The following is a 22,775-nucleotide window of genomic DNA, read 5'->3' on the forward strand; positions in this document are numbered from 1 at the left end:
GGATTCTTCTCCCTCGCCCCGCTCTTGCGGGGAGAGGTGAAGATAGAACTCACGCACACAGCTCGTAGGCGTCCTCGACCACATAGGGCCCGCCGCCGGTCGATGCGCGCGAGGAGAACAGCACGAAGCGTTCGGCCATGAAGGCCTTGCTCGGGAAGTAGCCGCGGATCGAGAGATAGTCGGCGACGTCACGGTCGGTGGCGTCGTGCAGCCGGGCCAGCGTGACATGCGGGATGAATTTGCGCCCTTCCGGATCGAGGCCGATCCGCTGCATCATGCGTTCCAGCTCGGCCTGCAGATCCATCAGCGGCTTGCTCGGTGCGATGGTGGCGACCACGGCGCGCGGCTTGCGGCCACCGAAGCTCTGCAAGCCCTGCACCTTCACTTCGAAGGGCTTGCGATCGATGCGAAACAACATCGATGCGATCTCGTTGGCGGAGGCGCCGTCGATATCGCCGATGAAGCGCAGAGTGACGTGATAATTTTCGGGATCGATCCACCGGGCGCCGGGAAGGCCACCTCTAAGATTGGAAAGCGACTGGCCAATCTCGGCCGGAATTTCCAGACCAGTGAACAAACGCGGCATCGTTTCGCACTCCCGATGCTTGGGTACAGTCCTCAGAGCCAAGGACCCTATCCAAATTAGAGCCGGCGACGAATCACCGGTACCCTGATTCCTATCGCAGTTGTGTGACTCTGCGAAGTGCTGCCAAGGCTACACCCGAAAAACCCTGGGTGTTAGGGTTAGCATTGCCTGCTTTTCAACGGCGTTGCTCGCCGATCGTGCGCACGAATGCCTCCACGGTGGGCAGCATCTTGTCGACGATGATGTCGACGCCTGCAGCGGTCGGATGAATGCCGTCGGCCTGGTTGAGCTTGGCATCGGCCGCGACGCCGTCGAGGAAGAACGGATAGAGCGGCACGTCGAACCGTTTCGCCAGTTCCGGATAAATCGAATTGAAGCGCGCGCCATAGTCCGCGCCGAAATTCGGCGGCGCCAGCATCCCACACAACATCACGGCGATCTTGCGCGCCTTGAGACGCTGAACGATGTCGGCGAGCGCCGCCCGCGTCAAGTCAGGGTCGATGCCGCGCATGGCGTCGTTGGCGCCGAGTTCGACGATCACGCCCTCAGTTCCCTCGGGCACCGACCAGTCGAGCCGGTCGCGGCCGCCGGACGCGGTGTCGCCCGACACGCCGGCATTGGTCATGTCGATCTCTATACCCTTGGTCTGCAAGCCTTTTTTCAGCTTGGCCGGAAACGCATCCGGGGCCGAAAGGCCAAGACCAGCGCTCAAGGAATCGCCGAGGACGACGAGCTTGATCGGCTTTGCCGCGTCCGCCCAGGCGGGACCCGGGAGCGTCATCAAAGCGAGCATCAACACGGCTATGTGCATGAACAATCCGTAACGCCTCTCGACCGCGCTATCGGACTTGCCATATGACCGGACCATGGACATCAGCATCGCTTCCTCGTCGCTCGCCGGTACCACGCCGGACACCATCTCCATCTCCAACGTCAATCTCTCATTGGGGTCGGGGGCGGCACGCGTTCACATCCTCAAGGATATCAGCTTGCGCGTCGGCTCGGGGGAGACGATCGGCCTGATCGGCCCGTCAGGCTCGGGCAAATCCACGCTGCTGATGGTGATGGCGGGGCTGGAGCGTCCTGATAGCGGAGAGGTGGTGGTGGGTGGCACGCCTTTCAATGCCCTCGACGAGGACGCGCTGGCCCGCTTCCGCGGCCGCCAGGTCGGCATCGTCTTCCAGTCCTTCCATCTGATCCCGACCATGACGGCGCTGGAGAACGTCGCGGTGCCACTCGAGCTCGCCGGCAATCCTGATGCCGGCAAGCGCGCGGCAAAGGAGCTGCAATCGGTCGGCCTCGGCGACCGCCTGCATCATTATCCGACGCAGCTCTCCGGCGGCGAACAGCAGCGCGTCGCGCTCGCGCGCGCGCTGGCGCCCGATCCCGCCATCCTCGTCGCCGACGAGCCGACCGGCAATCTCGACGAGGCGACCGGCAAGCAGATCATCGACCTGCTCTTCACCAAGCATGCCGAGCGCGGCATGACCTTGGTGCTGGTCACTCACGATTCCTCGCTGGCGCATCGCTGCGATCGCGTGATCCGCCTGCGCTCGGGCCGCATCGACACGCAGACGACGAACGCATGAGCATCGCCGCCCAACCGTTTGCGAAGCCGAACGGCGTTGCGCTGTCGCTGCGCTATGCCTTGCGCGAATTGCGCGGTGGCCTGCGCGGCTTCTACGTCTTCATCGCCTGCATCGCGCTCGGCGTGATGGCGATATCAGGCGTCGGCTCGGTGTCGGCGAGCCTGAGCGACGGCCTCGCGCGCGAGGGGCGCACGCTGCTCGGCGGCGACGTCTCGTTCGTGCTGTTTCAGCGCGAGGCCAAGCCCGAGGAAGTCGCGTTCCTGCGCTCGCGCGGCACCGTCTCCGTGGCTTCGACCTTGCGCGGCATGGCGCGCTCGGGCGACGGCAAGCTGGCGCTGGTCGAGATGAAGGCGGTCGATGACACCTATCCGATGCTCGGGCAGCTGACGCTGGCGCCGCAACTGCCGCTGGCGGATCTGCTCGCGGAGAAGGACGGTGCATTCGGCGCCGCCGCCGACCCGGCGCTGCTGGCGCGGCTCTCTCTCAAAATTGGCGACCGCGTCACCATCGGATCCGCAACCTTCCAGATCCGCAGCGCCGTCGAAGCCGAGCCCGACAAGCTTGCCGGCGGCATCGGCTTTGGTCCGCGCTTCCTGATCAGCGAGGCCGCCTTGCGCGCCACCGGACTGATCCAGCCCGGCAGCCTGGTGCGCTGGGTCTACCGCGTGAAGCTGCCCGACACCGCCAACAGCGACCGCGCCACCGACGGCTTCATCGCGGATGCGCGCAACGCCGCGCCAGAGGCCGGCTGGGAGGTGCGCAGCCGCTCCAACGCCTCGCCGCAGCTCGAACGCAACATCAGCCGCTTCACGCAATTCCTGACCCTGGTCGGCCTCGCCGCACTGCTGGTCGGCGGCGTCGGGGTCGCCAACGCGGTGAAGAGCCATATCGATCGCCGTCTCGAGGTGATCGCGGCGTTCAAGGCCGTCGGCGCCACGGGCCGCGACGTGTTCGGCATTTACCTCGCGCAGGTCATTTTGCTCGCCGCGATCGGCTCGGTGATCGGGCTGGCGCTGGGAGCAGCGATGCCGTTCGCCATCGTCGGCCTGTTCGGCAAGCTGCTGCCGCTGCCGGTGGTGCCGGCCGTGCACGAGGGCGAGCTCGCGCTGTCCTTCGTCTACGGCCTGCTCACCGCGCTCGCCTTCGGCCTGTGGCCGCTCGGGCGCGTGCATGACGTGCCGGTCGCGGCGCTGTTCCGCGATACCATCGCCGCCGAATGGCACCGGCCACGGCTGGGCTATCTCGTGTTCATGGGGGTCGTCATCGCGCTGCTGGTTGCCGTGGTGATCGGCCTGTCCTTCGACAAGCGCATCGCCGCGGTGTTCGTGATCTCCTCCGTCGTCGTCTTCGCTGTCTTGCGCGGCGTCGCCGGCCTGCTGATGGCGATCGCGCGAAAACTGCCGCGCACGCGCTTCACCATGCTGCGGCTGGCGATCGCCAACATTCACCGGCCGGGCGCGCTGACGCCATCGGTCGTGCTGTCGCTCGGGCTGGGTCTCGCCGTGCTCGTCACCATCACCCAGATCGACGGCAATCTGCGCCGGCAGTTCCTGGCCGCGCTGCCCGACCGCGCGCCGTCGTTCTACTTCATCGATATTCCAAGTACGCAGGCCGTTCCCTTCGACGACTATCTGCGCCAGATCGCTCCTGGCGCGAAGGTCGAGGACGTGCCGATGCTGCGCGGGCGCATCGTCGGCGCCCGCGGGTTGCGTGCCGAGGACCTCAAGCCCACGACCGATTCCGAATGGGTGCTGCAAAGCGACCGCGGCCTGACCTATACCGGCGAGCTGCCGAAGGGTTCCAAGGTGGTCGAGGGCGAATGGTGGGGCGCCGATTATTCCGGCCCGCCGCTGGTCTCGATGGAGAAGAAGATCGCCGATGGCCTCGGCTTGAAGCTCGGCGACGAGATCGTGGTCAACGTGCTCGGCCGCGACATCCCGGCGAAGATCAGCAATCTGCGCAACATCGACTGGCAGGGATTGGGTATCAATTTCGTGCTGGTGTTCTCGCCGAACGCCTTCAAGGGCGCCCCGCACACCCACATCGCGACGCTGACCGAAGCCTCAGGCGATGCAACCGGCGACGGCAAGATCATCAAGCAGGTTGCGGATGCTTACCCAATGGTGACGAGCGTGCGCGTGCGCGAGGTCATGGAGACGGTCGGCGCGGTCGTGACCAATCTGGCGCTCGCGATCCGCGGCGCCAGCGCCGTGACGCTGATCTCGGCGATCCTGGTGCTGGGCGGCGCGCTCGCCGCCGGCCATCGCCACCGCGTCTATGATGCGGTGATCCTGAAGACCCTGGGCGCGACGCGGCTGCGGCTGCTCGGTGCCTATGCGCTCGAATATCTGCTGATCGGCCTTGCCACCGCAATGTTCGGCGTGATCGCCGGCAGCTTAGCTGCCTGGATGATCGTGACGCGGCTGATGACGCTGACCTTCGTCTGGCAGGGTGCAAGCGCGGCCGCCGTGGTTGCCGCCGCCCTGGTCGTCACCGTCGGGCTCGGCCTCGCCGGGACGCTGCTGGCGTTGAACAAAAAGCCCGCCACAGTGTTGCGGAATTTGTGACAAAAGGTAGCGGCCGGCCGCGCGGGAGCGGAATCGAAGGGATTCCCGCGATTAACCACGTCTGCTTGTCAGGCTCACGTCAGGATTGCGCCGCAAGGGCGACATTCAGCCGCGCGTGAACCGTTGCAGTGAATGTGTTAGTTTCCCACATATCGGATGGGTGCGGAGCCCCGATTGTTAGCCAAAATTAATGTCGGCAGGCATCGGTATCCGAGATAGAATTTGACGAACCGGCGGCATGGCACCCCCTGTGCCGGGCCGGGCCAACCAACGGGAATTCGACCATGTCGGACCTAGACCGCAATTACGCTTCTCCTTTCGGCAGGGCCGCCGGGCGTGTTGACGCCGCGACGGTCGACGCCGGACTGCGCGCCTACATGCTGCGCATCTACAATTACATGAGCATTGGCCTCGCCATCACCGGCCTTGCCGCGCTCGGTGTCTACATGGCCGCCGTGACCGATGTTCCGACCCCGGAAGCGGTTCGCGTCGGCAAGCTGTTCCTGACGCCGTTCGGCTACGCGATGTTCGTGAGCCCGCTGAAATATCTGTTCATGCTGGCGCCGCTCGCCATGGTGTTCGTGATCTCCGCGGGCATCAACCGTCTGGCCCCCTCGACCGCCCAGATCCTGTTCTGGGTGTTCTCGGCGCTGATGGGAGTCTCGCTGTCGACCATCTTCCTGGTCTACACGCATGACTCGATCGTTCGGGTGTTCTTCATCACCGCGGCGACCTTCGGCGCGCTGAGCTTCTACGGCTACACCACCAAGCGTGACATGAGCGGCATGGGCTCGTTCCTGTTCATGGGCCTGATCGGCATCATCATCGCGAGCCTGGTGAACCTGTTCCTGGCTAGCTCGGCGCTGCAGTTCATCGTCTCGGTCGTCGGCGTGCTGGTGTTCGCCGGCCTCACCGCCTGGGACACCCAGCGGCTGAAGAACGAGTACATCTACGGCTACGCCTCGGCCGGCGGCGACATCGCCGAACGTGCGGCCATCACCGGCGCGCTGTCGCTGTACTTGAACTTCATCAACCTGTTCACGCTGCTGCTGCAGCTGCTCGGCCAGCGCGACTAAGCGATCGACGAGAGAACGGACCCGAACCCCGGCCGAAAGGCCGGGGTTTTTGTTTGTGCGGCGCGCGCCACGCACACGCTGTCATCGCCCGGCTTGACCGGGTGATCCAGTACACCGAGACGTCAGTGGTTTATCGAGAGGCCGCGGCGTACTGGATGCCCCGCCCCCCGTGCGCAATCGCGCACTAGGCGGGGCATGACGGCGGAGAAGGTGGAGGCAATGAGGAGCATGGGGAAGCGTTGTTGCCCCTTCCAGCGTCCGCGGGAAGGCTCTAATCTCCTCCCCATGTCCGCACCCGAAATCAGGCCCACCATCGAGGCCGACCTTCCCGCCATCACCGCCATCTACCAGCAGGCCGTCCGCGAGGGCACCGCGACGTTCGAGCTGGATCCGCCTGACCTCGCCGAAATGACGCGCCGCTATCGCGTCCTGGTCGACGGCGGCTATCCCTATTTCGTCGCTGTGATCGACGGCAGCGTCGCGGGCTACGCCTATGCCGGCGCCTACCGGCCGCGTCCGGCCTATCGCTTCACGGTCGAGAACTCGATCTATCTCGATCCCGCCTTCCACCGCCGCGGCATCGGCTCGATGCTGCTGCAGCGGCTGATCAGCGAATGCGAGGCCCGCGGCTTCCGCCAGATGATCGCCGTGATCGGCGATTCCGCCAATGCCGGCTCGATCGGCGTGCACACCAGAGGCGGCTTCAAGATGATCGGCACGCATCCCAATGTCGGCCTGAAATTCGGCCGCTGGCTGGATACGGTGATGATGCAGCGGGATCTCGGTGAAGGCGCGAAGACGGTGCCGGGGAAGTCGGTCTCGTAGGAAGCAAGGTCTCGTAGGGTGGGCAAAGCGAAGCGTGCCCACGGTCTGTGACGAAGGAGAAAGGTCGTGGGCACGGCGCTTTGCGCCTTTGCCCACCCTACCGCACCGATCGTGTGGTCAGACCACCGCCAGCTTCCGATCGATCACCAGCAGCACGCGCTCGAGCTCGTGGCCGCGGCGCAGGATCAGGCCGGTCGCCGAGATCACGCTGTACATGCCCTGCTTGCGCGCGAGCCGCGGATCTTTCTCGATCCGGTAGATCGGCACTTCGGAGGCGCGGCGAAAGACCGAGAACACCGCGCGATCTTTCAGGAAATCGATGGCATAATCCCGCCACTCGCCGTCGGCGACCATGCGGCCATAGAGATTGAGAATTCGGTGCAGCTCGAGCCGGTTGAATGTCACCCGGCCGGGTTGGGCGTTCGCAGCGGCGGGGCGCGCCACTGCGCGCTGCTCGCTCGGATCGGCATCCTCCGACGTCAAGCTCATGGGGCGCCTCCTCATCGCTCAGCCATGACCGCCTCCGCGAAGACCGTCCCCGGAACCGCGGATCATGACATCTACATGATCGCGCCAACTGTTCCCGCCCGCAAGGGGCTCTTGAACGGCCGCCGAAGGACCAGGCCGACCTCGCCAACGGCCAGCTCGTCATGACACACGCGGCGGTGGAACTTCTCAGCGGCAAACCGTCACGGCATCGTTAGCAGGAATCACAGGATCGCCGCTTTTCCGCCCACCGCCCGCCGCCCTGCATTGCGAAAACACTGGTGTGCGTTGACCCGGTCCTTTCGGTTCCGGATTCCTCAGCCCCCAGCCCCCCGGGGTCGAACAGGATCGGGTCTGTACGCGCGACAAGGAGGGCCAACGCAAGTTGGTCCTTTTTTGTTTGTGGCGGGGTGTTTCACACCATTGTCATTCCGGGGCGCGCCACTTGGCGCGAACCCGGAATCCATTGGGCGACAGCACGCGCGGTGAAATGGATTCTCAGGTGCGCAATTGCGCACCATAGTTCGCGCTACGCGCGCCCCGGAATGACGAAGACAGATTGTCCTGAGAGAATTCTACGCGCGCTTCAATGCAGCGACGTGTACGCCGCGCCCAGCATCGGGCCAGGTCTCTCGCGGCTGCCGTCCTGGACGTAGACCACCGCACCATCGACGCCATCGCGCGACGTCAAATTTTCGATCGGCACGGTCCAGCTTTCCGGATGTCCGTGCCAGTCGCCGACCTTCAGTACATTGCGCACGACGTTGTGGTAGGTGATCTGCTGTCCGCGGTTCTCGCCGCGACTGATCTCGATTGGCACCGATTTCACGATCGAGCAGATCCAGACCTCGCCATGCGAGACCGTCGGCTCGTTGCTCGCAGCAACCGACACATTGATCTGCTTGCCCGCGAGCGACATGGTCACCGGCACGCTCATGACGCCCGTGCCAGCGTCGGTCTTGCCGATCGCGCTTTCGATGCCGGCGCGGTCGCTGCCGATGACATGCGCGGCGCCGTTGACCACGACCTGCGGCGTGTAGACCTCGCGGTCACCACGCATACGCGAATAGGCGCGCTGCCGCGCCGAGAAACGTGAATCCGCCAGCGTATCCTTCCAGCCGAGATAATCCCAATAATCGATCGGCATGCTCAACGCGATGATCGAGGGGTCCTTGGCGAGATCGCCGATGACCTTGTCGGCAGGCGGGCACGAGGAGCAGCCCTGCGAGGTGAAGAGCTCGACCACGGCGCGGGGATCCGCCTGGGCGGGGCGGATGACGGCGACGATGGCGCAGATGCCGAGTGCTCCTGACCAGAATGCTCCGGACCATCGCGAAACGAAATTAGAAACCATCATGCCAGTCATGTTGAAAGTCACACAGGTCACTCGTTGGGGGAAGATCTTATCGCCTGATGGTCACCGTAGTCTTACGGGCGCGGTACATTCAACTATCCAGGGCAGGATTTTGCGGGACGAACCCATCCGAAACATACCGCAAAACGTACGAAGGCGGCCTTTTGATAGGCCGCCTTGGTTTAACCTTCTACTCACGTCGCGGTGAGCCACCGTTCACAAATTCGCGCTTAAGCCGCGAGTTTACGCAGCACATAGTGCAGAATGCCGCCGTTCCGGTAGTAATCGAGCTCATCCAGCGTATCGATGCGGCAGAGCAGCGAAACGCGCTGCAGCGAACCGTCGCCCGAGACGATTTCCGCGGTCAGCTTCTGGCGCGGCTTGAGTTCGCCGACCAGGCCACGCAGCGTGACCTTCTCGTCGCCCTTCAGGCCAAGCGACGACCACGAGGTGCCTTCCTCGAAGGTCAGCGGCAGCACGCCCATGCCGACCAGGTTGGAGCGATGGATGCGCTCGAAGCTCTGGCAGATCACGGCGCGAACGCCGAGCAGGCGCGTGCCCTTCGCAGCCCAGTCGCGCGAGGAGCCGTTGCCGTACTCGGCGCCGGCGAACACGACGAGCGGCACCTGCTCCTGCTGGTACTTCATCGCGGCGTCGTAGATCGACATCTGCTCGCCGTCGGGCCAGTGCTTGGTCAGACCGCCTTCGGGGATGTTTCCATCCGCGCCCTTCAGCATGAAGTTCTTGATGCGAATGTTGGCGAAGGTACCGCGCATCATCACTTCATGATTGCCGCGACGCGTGCCGTATTGGTTGAAGTCAGCGGGGCGCACCTGGTGCTCGCTGAGATATTTGCCCGCAGGCGAGGTGAGCTTGATCGAACCGGCCGGCGAGATGTGGTCGGTGGTGATCTTGTCGCCGAACATGGCGAGGATGCGCGCCTCGACGATGTCGGTAACAGGCTCCGGCTCCTTCTTCATGCCTTCGAAATAAGGCGGGTTCTGCACATAGGTCGACGACATGTTCCAGCGATAGGTCTCGCTCTCGACCGTCTTGATCTTGCGCCAGTTGGCGTCGCCCTTGAACACGTCGGCATACTTCTTCTTGAAGATCGTCGAGGTCACGAACTTCTTCATGAAGGCGTTGATCTCCTTCGTCGTCGGCCAGATGTCCTTGAGGTACACCGGCTTGCCGTCCTTGCCTTCGCCGATCGGCTCGACGGCGAGGTTCTTGGTGACGCTGCCGGCGAGCGCATGCGCGACGACCAGCGGCGGCGAGGCCAGATAGTTCGCCTGCACATCCGGCGAGACGCGGCCTTCGAAGTTGCGGTTACCTGACAGCACGGCCGCAGCGACGATGCCGTTTTCGTTGATCGACTTCGAGATCTCCTCAGGCAGCGGACCGGAATTGCCGATGCAGGTGGTGCAGCCGAAGCCGACCAGGTTGAAGCCGACCTTGTCGAGATCCTTTTGCAGGCCGGAATCGGCGAGATAGCCCGCAACCACCTGGCTGCCCGGAGCGAGCGAGGTCTTCACCCACGGCTTGGCCTTGAGGCCCTTTGCAGCCGCGTTGCGCGCCAAGAGGCCGGCGCCGATCAGCACGCTCGGGTTCGAGGTGTTGGTACAGGAGGTGATGGCCGCGATGACGACGTCGCCATGGCCAATCTCGAAGTCCTTGCCCTCGACGGGGAAGCGCTTCGTGGGCTCCTCGGCCTTCTTGTACTCAGTGCCGAGCGCGAGCGAAAAACCTTCGGCAACCGACGGCAGCGCGATGCGGCCTTCGGGACGCTTCGGACCGGCCATCGACGGCACGACGTCGGCGAGATCGAGCGTCAGCGTCTCGGTGAACACGGGATCGGCCGACTTGGCGGTGCGGAACAGACCTTGCGCCTTGGCATAGGCCTGCACCAGCGCAACGCGCGGCGCGGCGCGGCCCGAGGTCTTGAGGTAGTCGATTGCGGCGGCGTCGACGGGGAAGAAGCCGCAGGTCGCGCCATATTCAGGCGCCATGTTGGCGATGGTCGCCTTGTCGGCAACGGAGAGGTTGTCGAGGCCGGGACCGAAGAATTCGACGAACTTGCCGACCACGCCGAGCTTGCGCAGCATCTGCGTCACGGTCAGCACGAGGTCGGTCGCGGTGACGCCTTCCTTCAGCGCGCCCTTCAGCTTGAAGCCGACGACGTTGGGCAGCAGCATCGACAGCGGCTGGCCGAGCATGCAGGCTTCCGCCTCGATGCCGCCGACGCCCCAGCCGAGCACGGCCAGACCATTGACCATGGTGGTGTGCGAGTCGGTGCCGACCAGCGAGTCAGGGTAGGCGACCTCGAAAGTGCCGGTCTTCTTGCCGACCGTCATCTTCTCCTTCTTGGTCCAGACCGTCTGGGAGAGATATTCGAGATTGACCTGGTGGCAGATGCCGGTGCCGGGCGGCACGACCGAGAAGTTCGAGAACGCCTTCTGGCCCCACTTCAGGAACTCGTAGCGCTCCTGGTTCTGCTTGTATTCTTCCGTGACGTTCTTGGCGAAAGCCTTGTTGTCGCCGAAGAAGTTCACGATCACGGAGTGGTCGATGACGAGATCGACGGGGACGAGCGGGTTGATCTTCTCAGGCTCGCCGCCGAGCTTCTGCATCGCATTGCGCATGGCGGCGAGGTCGACCACGGCCGGAACGCCGGTGAAATCCTGCATCAGCACGCGGGCCGGGCGGAACGCGATCTCATGCTCCAGCGACTTCTTGCGCAGCCATTTCGAGACGGCGACGATGTCTTCCTTCTTGACCGAGCGGCCGTCTTCGTTGCGGAGCAGGTTCTCGAGCAGGACCTTCATCGAATAAGGAAGTTTCGAAATTCCCTTCAGACCATTCTTCTCGGCCGTGGGCAGGCTGTAATAGACATAGGTCTTGGCGCCGACCTTGAGGGTCTTTTTGCATTTGAAGCTGTCGAGCGAGGTCATGTAGGAAATCCCAATTGTTAGACATACCCGGCAGGGTATTTTAACACCGTCAGCGTAGCAGGCTGGGTCGCTTGCAGGGGCAGGTTAAGTTGCTGCATCAAGTAGTTCCGGGCTTATAGAAGTTTTCTAACCGCGCCGCCACAGCCACAACAGGACCGAGCAAGCCGCGAGCCAAAAATTCTGATGCGCTACCCCAAGATTTCCTGAGGCCCGGCTGTGAACGGGTTGGTCCCAGTCAAGATGCAGCTGGCCGGACGCGGCGTGACTTGCGTGCGCGGCGGCCGCGAGGTGTTTTCCGGGCTCGATTTCGAGGCAGTTGCCGGCGAGGCCATGGCCGTGGTCGGCCGTAACGGATCGGGCAAGACCTCGCTGCTGCGGCTGATCGCGGGCCTGCTCATTCCGGCCGGTGGCAAGATCGCACTGGACGGTGGCCACGGCGACATGACGTTGCCCGAGCAGTGCCACTATCTCGGCCATCGCGATGCCCTGAAGCCGGCGCTGAGCGTGACTGAAAATCTGTCATTTTGGGCTGAATTTCTCGGCGGCGAGCGCGGCGACGCGGCTGAAAGCCTCGCCACTGTCGGCCTCGACCACGCGGCCCATCTGCCCGCCGCCTTCCTGTCGGCCGGCCAGCGCCGCCGGCTGTCGCTGGCCCGGCTGCTGACGGTGCGGCGGCCGATCTGGCTGCTGGACGAGCCGACCAATGCGCTGGATGCGGCCGGGCAGGACATGTTCAGCGGGCTGATGCGGGAGCATCTGGCGCGCGGCGGGATGATCATCGCGGCGACCCATGGGCCGCTGGGGATCGACGCGCGGGAGCTGCGGATCGGGGGGATGGTGTGAAAAGGTCCAACCCTCAGCTTTCCAAGCGGCCGAGTTCGGCTCTCTGCGTTCCCTCTCCCCTTGTGGGGGAGGGTCAGGGAGGGGGGTACCGCACGGGGACTCGCTCGGTCGACCGAAGTTCTTCTTTGCTCTCAAGTGCACCATTTCCTGGGCTACCCCCCTCCCCAACCCTCCCCCCCAAGGGGGGAGGGAGCGCAGCGTGCGCGGGGCGCGAGCCGGGCTCTCATGGCCGTCTCGCAACCGCCGGGGGCCCCGCATGACCGCCCTCGCCGCCCTGATCCGCCGGGACATCAAGATCGCGCTCCGCGTTGGCGGCGGGGCGTTGATTGGCGTGCTGTTCTTCCTGACCGTCGTCGTCCTGATGCCGTTCGCGGTCGGGCCGGACCTGGCGCTGCTGTCGCGGCTGGGGCCGGCGATCCTGTGGCTCGGGGCGCTGCTGGCCAGCCTGCTGACGCTCGACCGGCTGTTCATGGCCGACCATGAGGACGGCTCGCTCGACCTGATCACGATGAGCCGGACGCCGCTGGAACTGGCCTGCGCCGCCAAGGCGCTGGCGCATTGGCTGGCCGCCGGCCTGCCGCTGATCGTTGCAACCCCCGTACTCGGGCTGCTGCTCAACCTGGACATGGTCGCCACGGCTGCGGTGGCGCTGACGCTGCTGGCGGGCACCCCCGCCCTGACCTTCACAGGCATGATCGGCGCGGCGCTGGCGGTGACGCTGCATCGGGGCGGGCTGCTGATGGCCGTGCTGGTGCTGCCGCTGTCGATTCCCGTGCTGATCTTCGGCGTTGCGGCCTCGCAGGCCGCGATCACGGGACCGCTGTCGTTCGGCGCGCCGTTCTCGATCCTCTGCGCGCTGTCGCTGGTCAGCCTCGTGATCGGCCCGTTCGCGGCGGCGGCGAGCCTGAAACATGGACTGGATTGAAACGAGCTCGGTTGCCTTGACCCCGATCAACTTTCGCCGCGCGCTTTCATGCTGATTGCGTGAGCAGTCCCGGGTGCTTTATCAGGATACAATGTCGCTGATCGACCTCGCCAACCCCACCAGGTTCCTCGCGCTCTCGGCGCGGGTGCTGCCGTGGCTCGCGGCCGCGACCATCGTCCTGCTCGCGATCGGCCTCTATCAATCCGCATACGCGCCCGACGATTATCAGCAGGGTGCGACCGTGAAGATCATGTTCATCCACGTGCCCAATGCGTGGCTGTCGATGTTCGTCTGGGGCGTGATGAGCGTCGCTTCGCTCGGCACGCTGGTGTGGCGGCATCCGCTCGCCGATGTCGCAGCGAAAGCCGCAGCTCCGATCGGCGCCAGCTTCACCTTCCTCGCGCTGCTCACCGGCTCGCTGTGGGGCCGGCCGATGTGGGGCACCTATTGGGAGTGGGATGCGCGACTGACTTCGGTGCTGATCCTGTTCCTGATGTATCTCGGGCTGATGGCGCTGTGGCGGGCGGTGGAAGATCCCTCGCGCGCGGCGCGCGCTGCCGCCGTGCTGACGCTGGTCGGCGCGCTCAATCTTCCGATCATCAAATTCTCGGTCGACTGGTGGAATACGCTGCACCAGCCGGCTTCGGTGATGCGCATGGGCGGCTCGACGCTCGACAAGGCGTTCCTGGTTCCGCTCCTGGTGATGGCCGTCGCATTCACGTTGCTGTTCGTCACGCTGCACCTGGCCGCGATGCGCAATGAGATTTTGCGCCGGCGCGTGCGCTCCCTGCAGATGATGCAGGCGAGCCGCGTAGCGTTTTCGAGCGGAGTGGGTACCGGTTCGCGTGAAGAAAACGCGTCAAAAGGCGCCGCATGACGATGTCGCTCGGACCTTACGCGCCCTTCATTGTGACATCCTACGCGGCAGCGGCCCTCGTGGTCGCGCTCCTGATCGGCTGGGTCATCATCGACTATCGCAATCAGACGGAGCGGCTGCGCCAGCTCGAGCGCAGCGGGGTCACGCGCCGCTCGGCCCGCAGCGCAGTGGATGCACCATGAGCGATCAAACCACGTCCGCACCTCCGCAGCGCCGCACCTTCCTGATGGTGCTGCCGCTGCTCGCCTTCGTCGGACTTGCGGTGCTGTTCTGGTTCCGGCTCGGCAGCGGTGATCCCTCGCGAATTCCCTCCGCGCTGATCGGCCACCCCGCACCGCAGACCACGCTGCCGCCGCTGGAGGGATTGCAGGCCGACAATGTGCAGGTGCCGGGCTTCGATCCCTCCGCATTCAAGGGCAAGGTCAGCCTCGTCAATGTGTGGGCGTCCTGGTGTGTGCCCTGTCATGATGAAGCGCCGCTCCTGAGCGAACTTGCCAAGGACAAGCGCTTCCAGCTCGTCGGCATCAACTACAAGGATACGCCCGACAACGCCCGCCGTTTCCTCGGCCGCTACGGCAATCCGTTCGGCCGCGTCGGCGTCGACGCCAATGGCCGCGCCTCGATCGAATGGGGCGTCTATGGCGTGCCGGAGACTTTTGTCGTCGGCCCTGAAGGCACCATCGTCTACAAGCTGGTCGGCCCGATCACGCCGGATAATCTGAAAGCCGTGCTCCTGCCCCAACTCGACAAGGCGCTCAAAGCCGGAAGCTGACGATTTCGCCGATGAGCTCTCCGCGGGCTGAGCTCACGGAATCATCGCGACGATTGATCCGTGTGGCCTGCAAGCAGCCCGGCCACGACATCCCAGCCCTTCTCGAACATATGGCCGACCTTGTGACCGAGGGAATGGTCCGGTCGCAACCGCGGCGATTCCAGAATATGCGTCAGGTGGCGGTGATCGCCCGGAATGGTGCGGATCTCCGCAACGATGGCGGTCTGGACGGCGCTCATCAGGTCATCCAGGTGCTGGGCCCAGACGGACCCTTTGAGCTCGATCTCAGTCCTCAGTGTCTCCTCGATCCGGTAGATCTCGCCAACGATCTCCCTGGCGCGTACCGGGCGGTTGTTCCTGAGCGCAAACAACAGGAGGAGATGCTTCTCCTCGATCTGATCGAGCACCATTGAAACCGCAACCGCGAAGGGGGACGCTGCGATCCGCGCTGCGGTCCGGTCACCGGCCGGAGCGGTCGCGACGGACAGCAGCTCCCAGGGGATTTCCAGACGTCTTGCGAGGATCGTGAGCGCGAACGGCACGGCATCGACACGCTTCGCCTTGAGCGCGGTCAAAAGGCCAAGGACCTTGTCAAGGCTGGCGCCCTCGAGCCGCGCAATCTTCGGCGCGAGCGCCCGGCCAAACTCCGCAAGCTCCCGCTGCATGTCGAGGTAGCGCAGCATCTTCTTGAGGTCGTCGAACGTCGCATGCGCGCTGGTATAGGCCATCAGCCCATCGCGAATGCTGGCAGCCCCCTCGGCCGAACCAAGCAGGCCGCTGAGGGAGATCAGGACCTTCTTCTGGAACGCCTGGGCCATCTGCCGCGCCTCGTGCTGCCTGGCGGCCGAGATGACATCCGTCGCTTTGGCGATGTAGTCCGCGGCCATGCTGCGCAGCATCTGCTCCGTCACGAGGCTCCAGATCGGCGCGAGCGATCCGCGGGCGATCTGGCCGCTATTGGCCCGCTCCGGCGCCCTGTCGACCAGGACCGGCTCGAGCGGCTCGAAGAAGTAGCGCGAGGGATTTCCGACCCGATAATGATTCTGGCCCGTGTTGCGAAACTCGGCACGCAGCGCCGCGATCAATGGCTCGGAATGCGGAATGTCTTCGCCGAGGGAATGTAGCCGCTCCAGCTCGGCAAGCAGGCGGCGCCGGACCTGCGGAGCGAGTTGCCGAAGGTACTGGATCAGATGTTCAGCGGTGTGGTCCTGTTTTGCGCTCACCACCGGGCCCTCCGGCGTGCCACCATTCTTTATGAGAAAGGCTACTGCCTTCGGCCCTTCAGGCAAGGCAAGGCGCTGAATAATTTCAGGTTGCGGTTACAGAGCAATGAAGGAACCGGCCGGAACCGCCGCCCGATCCGGAGCGCGCGCGTGAACAGGCTCGGTTGCCGTTAGCAGGCGGGAACCGGGCCGGCGCTAGCCCTTCCTGATATCCCCCGCTTCGGCCTCGCTGGTCTCCAGCGACACCGGCTCGATCCCATAGCGCTTGGTCAGCGGCATCTGGGCGATGGCGAAGATCATCGTGATGGGCGTAACACCGAACACCTTGAAGTTCACCCAGAAGTCCGTGCTCTGGGTGCGCCAGACGATCTCGTTCAAGACCGCCATGCCGGCGAAGAACAGCGCCCAGCGCAGCGTGAGGATGCGCCAGCCCTGCGGGGTCAGATTGAACATCTGATCGAACATCACCGCGATGAAGGAGCGGCCGAACAACAGGCCGCCGCCGAGGATCGTGGCGAACAGGCCATAGATGATGGTCGGCTTGAGCTTGATGAAGGTCTCGTCGTGCAGCACCAGGGTCAGCGTGCCGAACACCAGCACGATCACGCCGGTCACGATCGCCATGATCGGAATGTGCCGCGTCACCACATAGGAGGCAGCCATCGCCGCCACGATCGCGACCATGAAGGCGCCGGTTGCAGCAAACAGATTGAACTTCGCATTGACGAAGAAGAACACGAGCAGCGGACCGAGCTCGGTCGCCAGCTTGAACAGCGGATGCGGCTGGGTCTTGTCCATTCCTTGACCTTTGTTGTTGTCATGCCCCGCCTTGTGCGCAATTGCGCAATGGGGCGAGGCATCCAGTACGCTGCGCCGCCGCTTGTAGACCACGGGCGCCTCGGAATACTGGATCCCCCGCCTTCGCGGGGGATGACGAATAAAACCTACGATTCGATTCCGGCGATGGCGCGGGCGAAATCGCGCGCGGTGAACGGCGCGAGATCGTCGACGCCTTCGCCGACACCGATGAAGTGCACCGGCAGTTTGAACTTCTCGGCAAGCGCCACCAGGATGCCGCCGCGCGCGGTGCCGTCGAGCTTGGTCATGACGAGACCGGTGACGCCCGCCGTGCGATGAAAGGCCTCGACCTGCGACAGCGCGTTCTGGCCGACGGTGGCGTCCAGCACGAGCAGCACCGCATGCGGAGCTGTCGCGTCCACCTTGCGGATGACACGCACGACCTTCTCGAGCTCGTTCATCAGCTCGGCCTTGTTCTGCAGCCGGCCGGCGGTGTCGATCAGGAGCACGTCGATGTTTTGCTGTTTCGCCGCGGTCAGCGCATTGAAGGCGAGGCTCGCCGAATCCGAGCCCTGCGCGCCCGCGATCACAGGCGTCTTGGTGCGCTCGCCCCAGACCTTGAGCTGCTCGATCGCGGCGGCGCGAAAGGTGTCGCCGGCGGCGAGCATCACCTTGCGGCCTTCGGAGGCGAATTTTTGCGAGAGCTTTCCGATGGTCGTGGTCTTGCCGGAGCCGTTGACGCCGACCACGAGGATCACGAACGGCTTCTTGGCCGTGTCGATCTCGAGCGGCTTCGCCACCGGCGCCAGCACCTTCTCGACCTCGGTCGCGACCACGTCCTTGACCTCGTCGGCCGAGATCGCCTTGTCATAGCGCCCGGTGCCGACGGCATCCGCGATCCGCACCGCGACTGACGTGCCGAGATCGGCGCGCAGCAGCACGTCCTCGATGTCGTCGAGCATGGCGCGGTCGAGCTTGCGCTTGGTGACGAGGTCGGCGACCGCGGTCCCGAGCGAGGACGAGGTGCGCTTCAGCCCGTTGGACAGGCGGCGCCACCAGCTCAGCTTGGGGGTGTCAGTGGTATCGTTCATGGTGGCGGTGTGTTAGCCGTTCCGGCTCCCAAACGAAAGCCTTGACCGAAAGACTTGCAATTGCTCGATGTTCCCGAATTGACCACTGAGGAGATTTTAGCCCGCGTGCTCCACCGCGACGGCTTGATGCTGGTCATCGACAAGCCGGCCGGCCTACCGGTGCATCGCGGCCCCAAGGGCGGCCCCAATCTGGAAGACTCCTTCGACGCGCTCCGGTTCGGTCTGCCGCGACCGCCGGTGCTGGCCCACCGGCTGGACAAGGACACCTCCGGCTGCCTGGTGCTCGGCCGCCATCGCAAGGCGACCGCCTCGCTCGGCCTCCTCTTCAAGCACGGCAAGATCGGCAAGACCTACTGGACCGTGGTCGAGGGCGGCCCTGCCGAGGACGAAGGCACCATCGACATGCCGCTCGGCCGGCTCAATGCCGAGCGTGGCTGGTGGCAGAAGCCCGACCCCGAGGGACAGAAGGCGATCACCAACTGGAAGGTGATGGGCCGCGGCGACGGCTTCACCTGGCTGGCCATGGAACCGGTGACCGGCCGGACCCACCAATTGCGGGTGCATTCGTCCGCGACCGGCTGGCCGATCTTCGGCGATAACATTTACGGCAACGGCCCGCGCTTCGGCGAGCCGAAGCTGCATCTGCATTCCCGCGAGATCGTGGTGCCGATCTCCCGGAACAAGGAGCCGATCCGCGTGGTCGCGCCCGCCCCGCCCCACATGCACGAAAAACTCCGCGCCTGCGGCTGGAACGGGGAGTAGCAGCGGTGTTGCCTACCTCTCCCGCTTGCGGGAGAGGTCGGATCGCGAAGCGATCCGGGTGAGGGCTTTCTCCTCTTGGGGATTGTCCCATTGCGGAGACACCCTCTCCCCGGCCCTCCCCCGCAAGCGGGGGAGGGAGCGCGCCGACGCGGCCGCGACGCCCCGCTGAAACAGCGCGCTCTCCACATGGTTTACGAAACGTTCAGGGCTCGCCTCTAATGATAACGGTCGCTTAGAAAAAGCTTCCGTCATTCCGCTCAGGACGAGCAACGTCATGTCCACGGCCCAGCTATCGATCATCGACGAGGTCGAATCCGCGATCCGGACCGGCTCGGCGGAAAAGGGCATGGAGACCGCCCGGCGCGTCACCGACCTGTTTCTCTCCTCCGCCGGAAGCTTCAACGACGAGCAGATCGCGCTGTTCGACGACGTGCTCGAACGCCTGATCGGCACCATCGAGCTGCGCGCCATCGCCGACGTCGCAGCGCGCGTGGCGCTGGCCGAGATCAGCGCCCAGCTCGCGCCCATCGCACAGGCACCGCCCTCGGTGATCCGCCGCCTCGCCAACAATGACGAGATCCGCATCGCCGGCCCCGTGCTGCAGGAATCCGCCCGGCTCGACGATGGCGAACTGGTGAAGATCGCCGCCAGCAAGAGCGAGCCGCATCTGCTCGCGGTCGCCGGCCGCTGGTGGCTGAAGGAGATCGTCACCGACGCGCTGCTGGCGCGCCGCTATCCGAGCGTCAGCAAACGTCTCGCCGCCAATCCGGGCGCGCGCGTCTCCGGCAACGGCTTTGCCATCATCGTCGGCCAGGCCGAATCGGATCCCGAGCTTGCCGTCAGCGTCGGCGTCCGCGTCGACCTGCCCTCGGATCTGCGCCGCCAGTTGCTGCGTTCGGCGACGGACGCCGTGCGTACGCGGCTGCTGTCGCGCGCGCCGCCGCATCTGTTCGAGGAAATCCAGAACGCGATCGCTGCCGTCACTGTCGGTATCGAGCGCGAGATGTCTGCTGTCCGCGACTTCGAAGGCGCCAAGCGGGCGATCGGAAATCTCAAGGCGACCGGCCAGCTCAACGAGGCGACACTGCTGAACTTCGCGCGACAGCGTCGTTACGAGGAAACCGTGGCCGCGCTGGCGGCACTGTCCGGATCGACAGTCGAGGTGATCCGTCCGTTGATGCAGAGCCTGCGCGAAGACGGCCTGCTGGTGCCGTGCAAGGCGGCGCTGCTGAGCTGGGAGACGACGGTTGCCGTGCTCGAAAGCCGCTTTGCCACCGGTGCGATGAAGCCGGCGGATGTTGCGAGGGCGAAGGGCAATTTCGCGCGGATGACGGCGGAGAATGCCAGGCGCACGCTACGCTTCTGGCAGGTGCGGGCGTCGTAGCCGGCGCAAGTTCGAGGGCTCACTGCGCACTCCACACTCCGCCGTCATCCCCCGCGAAAGCGGGGGATCCAGTATTCCAGAGACGGCTGTGGGATACGGAGGGGCCGCGGCGTACTGGGTCGCCCGGTCGAGCCGGGCGACGACACCTGTTATGTGGTTAGCCGCTCGCCATCACGGCCGGCGATCGCCAATCGCACGACACTGCCGATGCGCTCGCCCGCGATAGCCACCGGCAGATAGTGCTCAGTCCGCCCCAGGCTCTCGCTCTCGACCAGCACATCGCGCGTCGCACCGATCTCGGTTTGCAGCCGCCGGCGCAACACCGCCTCTCCGGCTGCACGCAACTGCCTCGCCCGCTCCTTGATCACGGGCCTTGCCACTTGCGGCATCCGCGCAGCCGGCGTGCCGGGACGCGGCGAATACGGGAAGACATGCAGGAACGTCAGCCCGCATTCCTCGACGAGATCGAGCGAGCGCGAAAACATGTCTTCAGTTTCGGTCGGGAACCCCGCGATGATGTCGGCGCCGAAGGCGATATCCGGGCGTAGGCGCCGTACCTGATTGCAGAACACGATCGCATCATGCCGCGAATGCCGCCGCTTCATCCGCTTCAGGATCATGTCGTCGCCTGACTGCAGCGACAGATGCAGATGCGGCATCAGCCTGGCATCGTCGGCGATGGCATCGAGCAGATCAGCGTCCGCCTCGATCGAATCGATCGAGGAGATGCGCAACCGCTTCAGCTCCGGCACGTGCCGCAGGATCTGCTTCGTCAGCACGCCGAGCTTCGGCGCGCCCGGCAGGTCAGCGCCATAGCTGGTGAGATCGACGCCGGTGAGCACGATCTCGGCATGACCGCGCTCGACCAGGGTGCGCACCTGATCGACCACGGCGCCCATCGGCACCGAGCGTGAATTGCCGCGGCCATAAGGGATGATGCAGAAGGTGCAGCGATGGTCGCAACCATTCTGCACCTGCACGAACACCCGTGGCAGGCCGCTCGCATAGCCATCGACGAGATGGGGCGCCATCTGCTTCACCGACATGATGTCGCTGACGGCGATTTTCTCGCCGGTGCCAAGACCGAAAGCGTCGCGCGCCGCGCGCCAGGCTTCGCTTCGCATCTTGTCGTCATTGCCGACGACGCGATCGACCTCGGCCATGTCGGCGAACATCGCGCTTTGCGTCTGCGCCGCGCAACCGGTGACAACGATGCGCGCACCCGGCCGTTCACGCTTCATCTTACGGATCGACTGCCGTGCCTGTGCCACCGCCTCATTGGTGACGGCGCAGCTGTTGATGACGATGGTGTCGGACAGGCCCGCGCCTTCCGCTTTGCTGCGGATCACCTCGGCCTCGAAGGCGTTGAGGCGGCAGCCGAAGGTGACGATGTCGACCGCCATCAGCCCACCGGCGCGAACAGCGCCGGATCGAAATGGCCTTCATATTCGAAGGTCGCGGTGCCCGTCATCAGCACGTGATCGTCACGCTCGCGCCATTCGATGCCGAGCTTGCCGCCGGGCAGCGTCATCTCGACCTTGCGCTCGGTGCGCTTCAACCGCGCTGCTGCGACCGCGGTCGCGCAGGCCGCCGAGCCACAGGCCCTCGTCAGACCGGCGCCGCGCTCCCAGGTGCGCATGGTGATGTGCTCGCGATCGACGATATGGGCGAGCGTGATGTTGGCACGCTCCGGGAAGATTGGATGATTTTCCAGGAGCGGACCGAAGCGCTCGAGATCATAGGCGTTGACGTCGTCGACCCAGAAGATCGCGTGCGGATTGCCCATGCTGACCACGGAGGGCGAATGCAGGATCGGCTTGTCGATCGGCCCGATCTGCAACTCGATGTAGCGGGTGTCGCGAAACTCCTCCGCCAGCGGAATGTCCTGCCAGCCGAACTTCGGCGCGCCCATGTCGACGGTGTAGAGATCCGGCGCCGGGCCCTGCCAGGCATTGAGCAGGCCGGCCGCGGTCTGGAAGGTCGCCGTGGTCTGCCCGCTCTTCTCGAAGATGCGGCGAACCACGCAGCGCATGCCGTTGCCGCAGGCCCCGGCTTCGGAGCCGTCATTGTTGTAGATGCTGATGAAGGCTTCGGTGCCGTCGAGCCGCGGCTTCTGCAGGACCATGAGCTGGTCATAGGGCACGCCGCCTTGCGCGGACGCGACCGCGCGGGCGTCTTCAGGCGTGATGCGGCCGGCAGAATCGCGCATGTCGACAACGACGATCTCGTTGCCGATGCCGTTCATCTTGGCAAATGCATGGTTGGCGAGCGCGCTCATGAAAATTCCCGAATTTCGCCCGTCTTATATGGTGATCCCAGGTCCCTTGGCCAGTGATTTGCGCCCCGCGGGGCCGGGCCGTCTGCCATGACGCAGACGTCATGGGACGAATTTGGCGCTCGCGTGTTAGAACGGCGAAAGCTCGCGCGGAGGGGGATGCGCGACCGGATTTGGCCTTCGTAAGGGCCTTCGTCGTTGAGGCCTTCTTGGTTAAGGCCTTCTGGGTTAAGGCCTTGGGGAGAATAGAATGATTAGGTTTCGTCGTCTCGCTCTGGCCGCGCTGATCCCGGCAGCGGCCTTGTCGCTGGGCCTGTCGATCGCCCGGGCTCAGACACCGAGCCCGGCGCCCGCGGCCTCAGCAAGCTCCTCGCCGGCCCCGTCGGCCTCG

The 22,775-nt window shown here is 64.9% G+C and carries 21 protein-coding genes; 11 read left to right on the forward strand and 10 right to left on the reverse strand.

Annotated features, from left to right (window positions below; translation table 11 throughout):
* Nucleotides 1-49 precede the first annotated feature (49 nt).
* Together thpR and XH98_RS18015 are read right to left on the reverse strand one after the other, a co-directional pair.
* A complete protein-coding gene (thpR, locus tag XH98_RS18010; RefSeq protein ID WP_220004977.1) occupies nucleotides 50-586 on the reverse strand; it encodes an RNA 2',3'-cyclic phosphodiesterase in 537 nt (178 codons plus the stop codon).
* 175 nt (nucleotides 587-761) lie between these two features.
* Complete coding sequence (locus XH98_RS18015) at nucleotides 762-1,397, reverse strand: arylesterase (protein WP_271619463.1); 636 nt, start codon at nucleotides 1,395-1,397, stop codon at nucleotides 762-764.
* 55 nt (nucleotides 1,398-1,452) lie between these two features.
* Here XH98_RS18015 and XH98_RS18020 point away from each other — a divergent pair, with 55 nt between their 5' ends.
* From XH98_RS18020 to XH98_RS18035, 4 genes are all read left to right on the forward strand, one after another.
* A complete protein-coding gene (locus tag XH98_RS18020) occupies nucleotides 1,453-2,175 on the forward strand; it encodes an ABC transporter ATP-binding protein (protein ID WP_271619450.1) in 723 nt (240 codons plus the stop codon).
* Complete coding sequence (locus tag XH98_RS18025) at nucleotides 2,172-4,742, forward strand: ABC transporter permease (protein WP_271619451.1); 2,571 nt, start codon at nucleotides 2,172-2,174, stop codon at nucleotides 4,740-4,742. Before XH98_RS18020 ends, XH98_RS18025 begins: the two co-directional genes overlap by 4 nt.
* Before the next feature lie 284 nt (nucleotides 4,743-5,026).
* Nucleotides 5,027-5,818 carry a Bax inhibitor-1/YccA family protein gene (locus XH98_RS18030; protein WP_271619452.1) on the forward strand — a complete coding sequence of 264 codons (792 nt, stop codon included), beginning with the start codon at nucleotides 5,027-5,029 and terminating at the stop codon, nucleotides 5,816-5,818.
* Between the two features lie 285 nt (nucleotides 5,819-6,103).
* The gene (locus XH98_RS18035) at nucleotides 6,104-6,643 is read left to right on the forward strand and encodes a GNAT family N-acetyltransferase (RefSeq protein WP_271619453.1); all 540 of its coding nucleotides are present in this window, start codon (nucleotides 6,104-6,106) and stop codon (nucleotides 6,641-6,643) included.
* Nucleotides 6,644-6,760: 117 nt separating this feature from the next.
* On the opposite strand, the gene XH98_RS18040 is transcribed toward XH98_RS18035, so the two are convergent.
* The 3 genes from XH98_RS18040 to acnA form a co-directional block, all read right to left on the reverse strand.
* Nucleotides 6,761-7,132: a DUF2794 domain-containing protein gene (locus XH98_RS18040; protein ID WP_057740723.1), complete on the reverse strand. Its 372-nt coding sequence runs from the start codon at nucleotides 7,130-7,132 to the stop codon at nucleotides 6,761-6,763.
* Between the two features lie 583 nt (nucleotides 7,133-7,715).
* On the reverse strand, nucleotides 7,716-8,495 hold the full coding sequence (locus XH98_RS18045; RefSeq protein ID WP_057740721.1) for a DUF1223 domain-containing protein: 780 nt from the start codon (nucleotides 8,493-8,495) through the stop codon (nucleotides 7,716-7,718).
* Nucleotides 8,496-8,713: 218 nt separating this feature from the next.
* Nucleotides 8,714-11,434 (reverse strand): aconitate hydratase AcnA, encoded by a 2,721-nt coding sequence (gene acnA, locus XH98_RS18050; RefSeq protein ID WP_271619454.1) that lies wholly within the window; start codon nucleotides 11,432-11,434, stop codon nucleotides 8,714-8,716.
* Nucleotides 11,435-11,674: 240 nt separating this feature from the next.
* On the opposite strand from acnA, the gene ccmA reads away from it, so the two are divergent.
* The 5 genes from ccmA to XH98_RS18075 all read left to right on the forward strand — a co-directional run bounded on the left by ccmA (nucleotide 11,675) and on the right by XH98_RS18075 (nucleotide 14,851).
* Nucleotides 11,675-12,277: a heme ABC exporter ATP-binding protein CcmA gene (ccmA, locus tag XH98_RS18055; RefSeq protein WP_271619464.1), complete on the forward strand. Its 603-nt coding sequence runs from the start codon at nucleotides 11,675-11,677 to the stop codon at nucleotides 12,275-12,277.
* Nucleotides 12,278-12,533: 256 nt separating this feature from the next.
* Nucleotides 12,534-13,202, forward strand: a complete 669-nt coding sequence (gene ccmB, locus XH98_RS18060; protein ID WP_271619455.1) for a heme exporter protein CcmB — start codon at nucleotides 12,534-12,536, stop codon at nucleotides 13,200-13,202.
* Between the two features lie 91 nt (nucleotides 13,203-13,293).
* Nucleotides 13,294-14,079 (forward strand): heme ABC transporter permease, encoded by a 786-nt coding sequence (locus XH98_RS18065; protein ID WP_271619456.1) that lies wholly within the window; start codon nucleotides 13,294-13,296, stop codon nucleotides 14,077-14,079.
* On the forward strand, nucleotides 14,076-14,261 hold the full coding sequence (gene ccmD / locus XH98_RS18070; RefSeq protein ID WP_271599596.1) for a heme exporter protein CcmD: 186 nt from the start codon (nucleotides 14,076-14,078) through the stop codon (nucleotides 14,259-14,261). Before XH98_RS18065 ends, ccmD begins: the two co-directional genes overlap by 4 nt.
* Entirely contained in the window at nucleotides 14,258-14,851 is a 594-nt protein-coding gene (locus XH98_RS18075) for a DsbE family thiol:disulfide interchange protein (RefSeq protein ID WP_271619457.1), read from the forward strand. Before ccmD ends, XH98_RS18075 begins: the two co-directional genes overlap by 4 nt.
* Before the next feature lie 41 nt (nucleotides 14,852-14,892).
* On the opposite strand, the gene XH98_RS18080 is transcribed toward XH98_RS18075, so the two are convergent.
* From XH98_RS18080 to ftsY, 3 genes are all read right to left on the reverse strand, one after another.
* A complete protein-coding gene (locus XH98_RS18080) occupies nucleotides 14,893-16,074 on the reverse strand; it encodes a hypothetical protein (protein WP_271619458.1) in 1,182 nt (393 codons plus the stop codon).
* A 195-nt stretch (nucleotides 16,075-16,269) separates the two neighbouring features.
* Nucleotides 16,270-16,872 (reverse strand): septation protein A, encoded by a 603-nt coding sequence (locus tag XH98_RS18085; RefSeq protein WP_057740713.1) that lies wholly within the window; start codon nucleotides 16,870-16,872, stop codon nucleotides 16,270-16,272.
* Nucleotides 16,873-17,018: 146 nt separating this feature from the next.
* The gene (gene ftsY, locus XH98_RS18090; protein WP_057740711.1) at nucleotides 17,019-17,963 is read right to left on the reverse strand and encodes a signal recognition particle-docking protein FtsY; all 945 of its coding nucleotides are present in this window, start codon (nucleotides 17,961-17,963) and stop codon (nucleotides 17,019-17,021) included.
* A gap of 60 nt (nucleotides 17,964-18,023) precedes the next feature.
* Between ftsY and XH98_RS18095 the strand changes: the two genes are divergently transcribed.
* Both XH98_RS18095 and XH98_RS18100 read left to right on the forward strand, forming a co-directional pair.
* The gene (locus XH98_RS18095) at nucleotides 18,024-18,725 is read left to right on the forward strand and encodes an RluA family pseudouridine synthase (RefSeq protein ID WP_271599593.1); all 702 of its coding nucleotides are present in this window, start codon (nucleotides 18,024-18,026) and stop codon (nucleotides 18,723-18,725) included.
* 274 nt (nucleotides 18,726-18,999) lie between these two features.
* Nucleotides 19,000-20,109 (forward strand): DUF2336 domain-containing protein, encoded by a 1,110-nt coding sequence (locus tag XH98_RS18100; RefSeq protein WP_271619459.1) that lies wholly within the window; start codon nucleotides 19,000-19,002, stop codon nucleotides 20,107-20,109.
* A 149-nt stretch (nucleotides 20,110-20,258) separates the two neighbouring features.
* On the opposite strand, the gene mtaB is transcribed toward XH98_RS18100, so the two are convergent.
* Together mtaB and dapF are read right to left on the reverse strand one after the other, a co-directional pair.
* Complete coding sequence (gene mtaB, locus XH98_RS18105; RefSeq protein WP_271619460.1) at nucleotides 20,259-21,512, reverse strand: tRNA (N(6)-L-threonylcarbamoyladenosine(37)-C(2))-methylthiotransferase MtaB; 1,254 nt, start codon at nucleotides 21,510-21,512, stop codon at nucleotides 20,259-20,261.
* Nucleotides 21,512-22,387: a diaminopimelate epimerase gene (dapF, locus tag XH98_RS18110; RefSeq protein ID WP_271599590.1), complete on the reverse strand. Its 876-nt coding sequence runs from the start codon at nucleotides 22,385-22,387 to the stop codon at nucleotides 21,512-21,514. The genes mtaB and dapF overlap by 1 nt, the downstream gene beginning before the upstream one ends.
* Between the last annotated feature and the right edge of the window lie 388 nt (nucleotides 22,388-22,775).

The sequence above is a fragment of the Bradyrhizobium sp. CCBAU 51745 genome, from assembly GCF_028128715.1.
GTDB lineage: Bacteria > Pseudomonadota > Alphaproteobacteria > Rhizobiales > Xanthobacteraceae > Bradyrhizobium > Bradyrhizobium manausense.

Bases quoted from the DNA above. Each gene is read 5' to 3' on its own strand.
- thpR (WP_220004977.1), bottom strand. From the start codon at position 586: ATGCCGCGTTTGTTCACTGGTCTGGAAATTCCGGCCGAGATTGGCCAG.
- XH98_RS18015 (WP_271619463.1), bottom strand. From the start codon at position 1,397: ATGCACATAGCCGTGTTGATGCTCGCTTTGATGACGCTCCCGGGTCCC.
- XH98_RS18020 (WP_271619450.1), top strand. From the start codon at position 1,453: ATGGACATCAGCATCGCTTCCTCGTCGCTCGCCGGTACCACGCCGGAC.
- XH98_RS18025 (WP_271619451.1), top strand. From the start codon at position 2,172: ATGAGCATCGCCGCCCAACCGTTTGCGAAGCCGAACGGCGTTGCGCTG.
- XH98_RS18030 (WP_271619452.1), top strand. From the start codon at position 5,027: ATGTCGGACCTAGACCGCAATTACGCTTCTCCTTTCGGCAGGGCCGCC.
- XH98_RS18035 (WP_271619453.1), top strand. From the start codon at position 6,104: ATGTCCGCACCCGAAATCAGGCCCACCATCGAGGCCGACCTTCCCGCC.
- XH98_RS18040 (WP_057740723.1), bottom strand. From the start codon at position 7,132: ATGAGCTTGACGTCGGAGGATGCCGATCCGAGCGAGCAGCGCGCAGTG.
- XH98_RS18045 (WP_057740721.1), bottom strand. From the start codon at position 8,495: ATGACTGGCATGATGGTTTCTAATTTCGTTTCGCGATGGTCCGGAGCA.
- acnA (WP_271619454.1), bottom strand. From the start codon at position 11,434: ATGACCTCGCTCGACAGCTTCAAATGCAAAAAGACCCTCAAGGTCGGC.
- ccmA (WP_271619464.1), top strand. From the start codon at position 11,675: ATGCAGCTGGCCGGACGCGGCGTGACTTGCGTGCGCGGCGGCCGCGAG.
- ccmB (WP_271619455.1), top strand. From the start codon at position 12,534: ATGACCGCCCTCGCCGCCCTGATCCGCCGGGACATCAAGATCGCGCTC.
- XH98_RS18065 (WP_271619456.1), top strand. From the start codon at position 13,294: ATGTCGCTGATCGACCTCGCCAACCCCACCAGGTTCCTCGCGCTCTCG.
- ccmD (WP_271599596.1), top strand. From the start codon at position 14,076: ATGACGATGTCGCTCGGACCTTACGCGCCCTTCATTGTGACATCCTAC.
- XH98_RS18075 (WP_271619457.1), top strand. From the start codon at position 14,258: ATGAGCGATCAAACCACGTCCGCACCTCCGCAGCGCCGCACCTTCCTG.
- XH98_RS18085 (WP_057740713.1), bottom strand. From the start codon at position 16,872: ATGGACAAGACCCAGCCGCATCCGCTGTTCAAGCTGGCGACCGAGCTC.
- ftsY (WP_057740711.1), bottom strand. From the start codon at position 17,963: ATGAACGATACCACTGACACCCCCAAGCTGAGCTGGTGGCGCCGCCTG.
- XH98_RS18100 (WP_271619459.1), top strand. From the start codon at position 19,000: ATGTCCACGGCCCAGCTATCGATCATCGACGAGGTCGAATCCGCGATC.
- mtaB (WP_271619460.1), bottom strand. From the start codon at position 21,512: ATGGCGGTCGACATCGTCACCTTCGGCTGCCGCCTCAACGCCTTCGAG.
- dapF (WP_271599590.1), bottom strand. From the start codon at position 22,387: ATGAGCGCGCTCGCCAACCATGCATTTGCCAAGATGAACGGCATCGGC.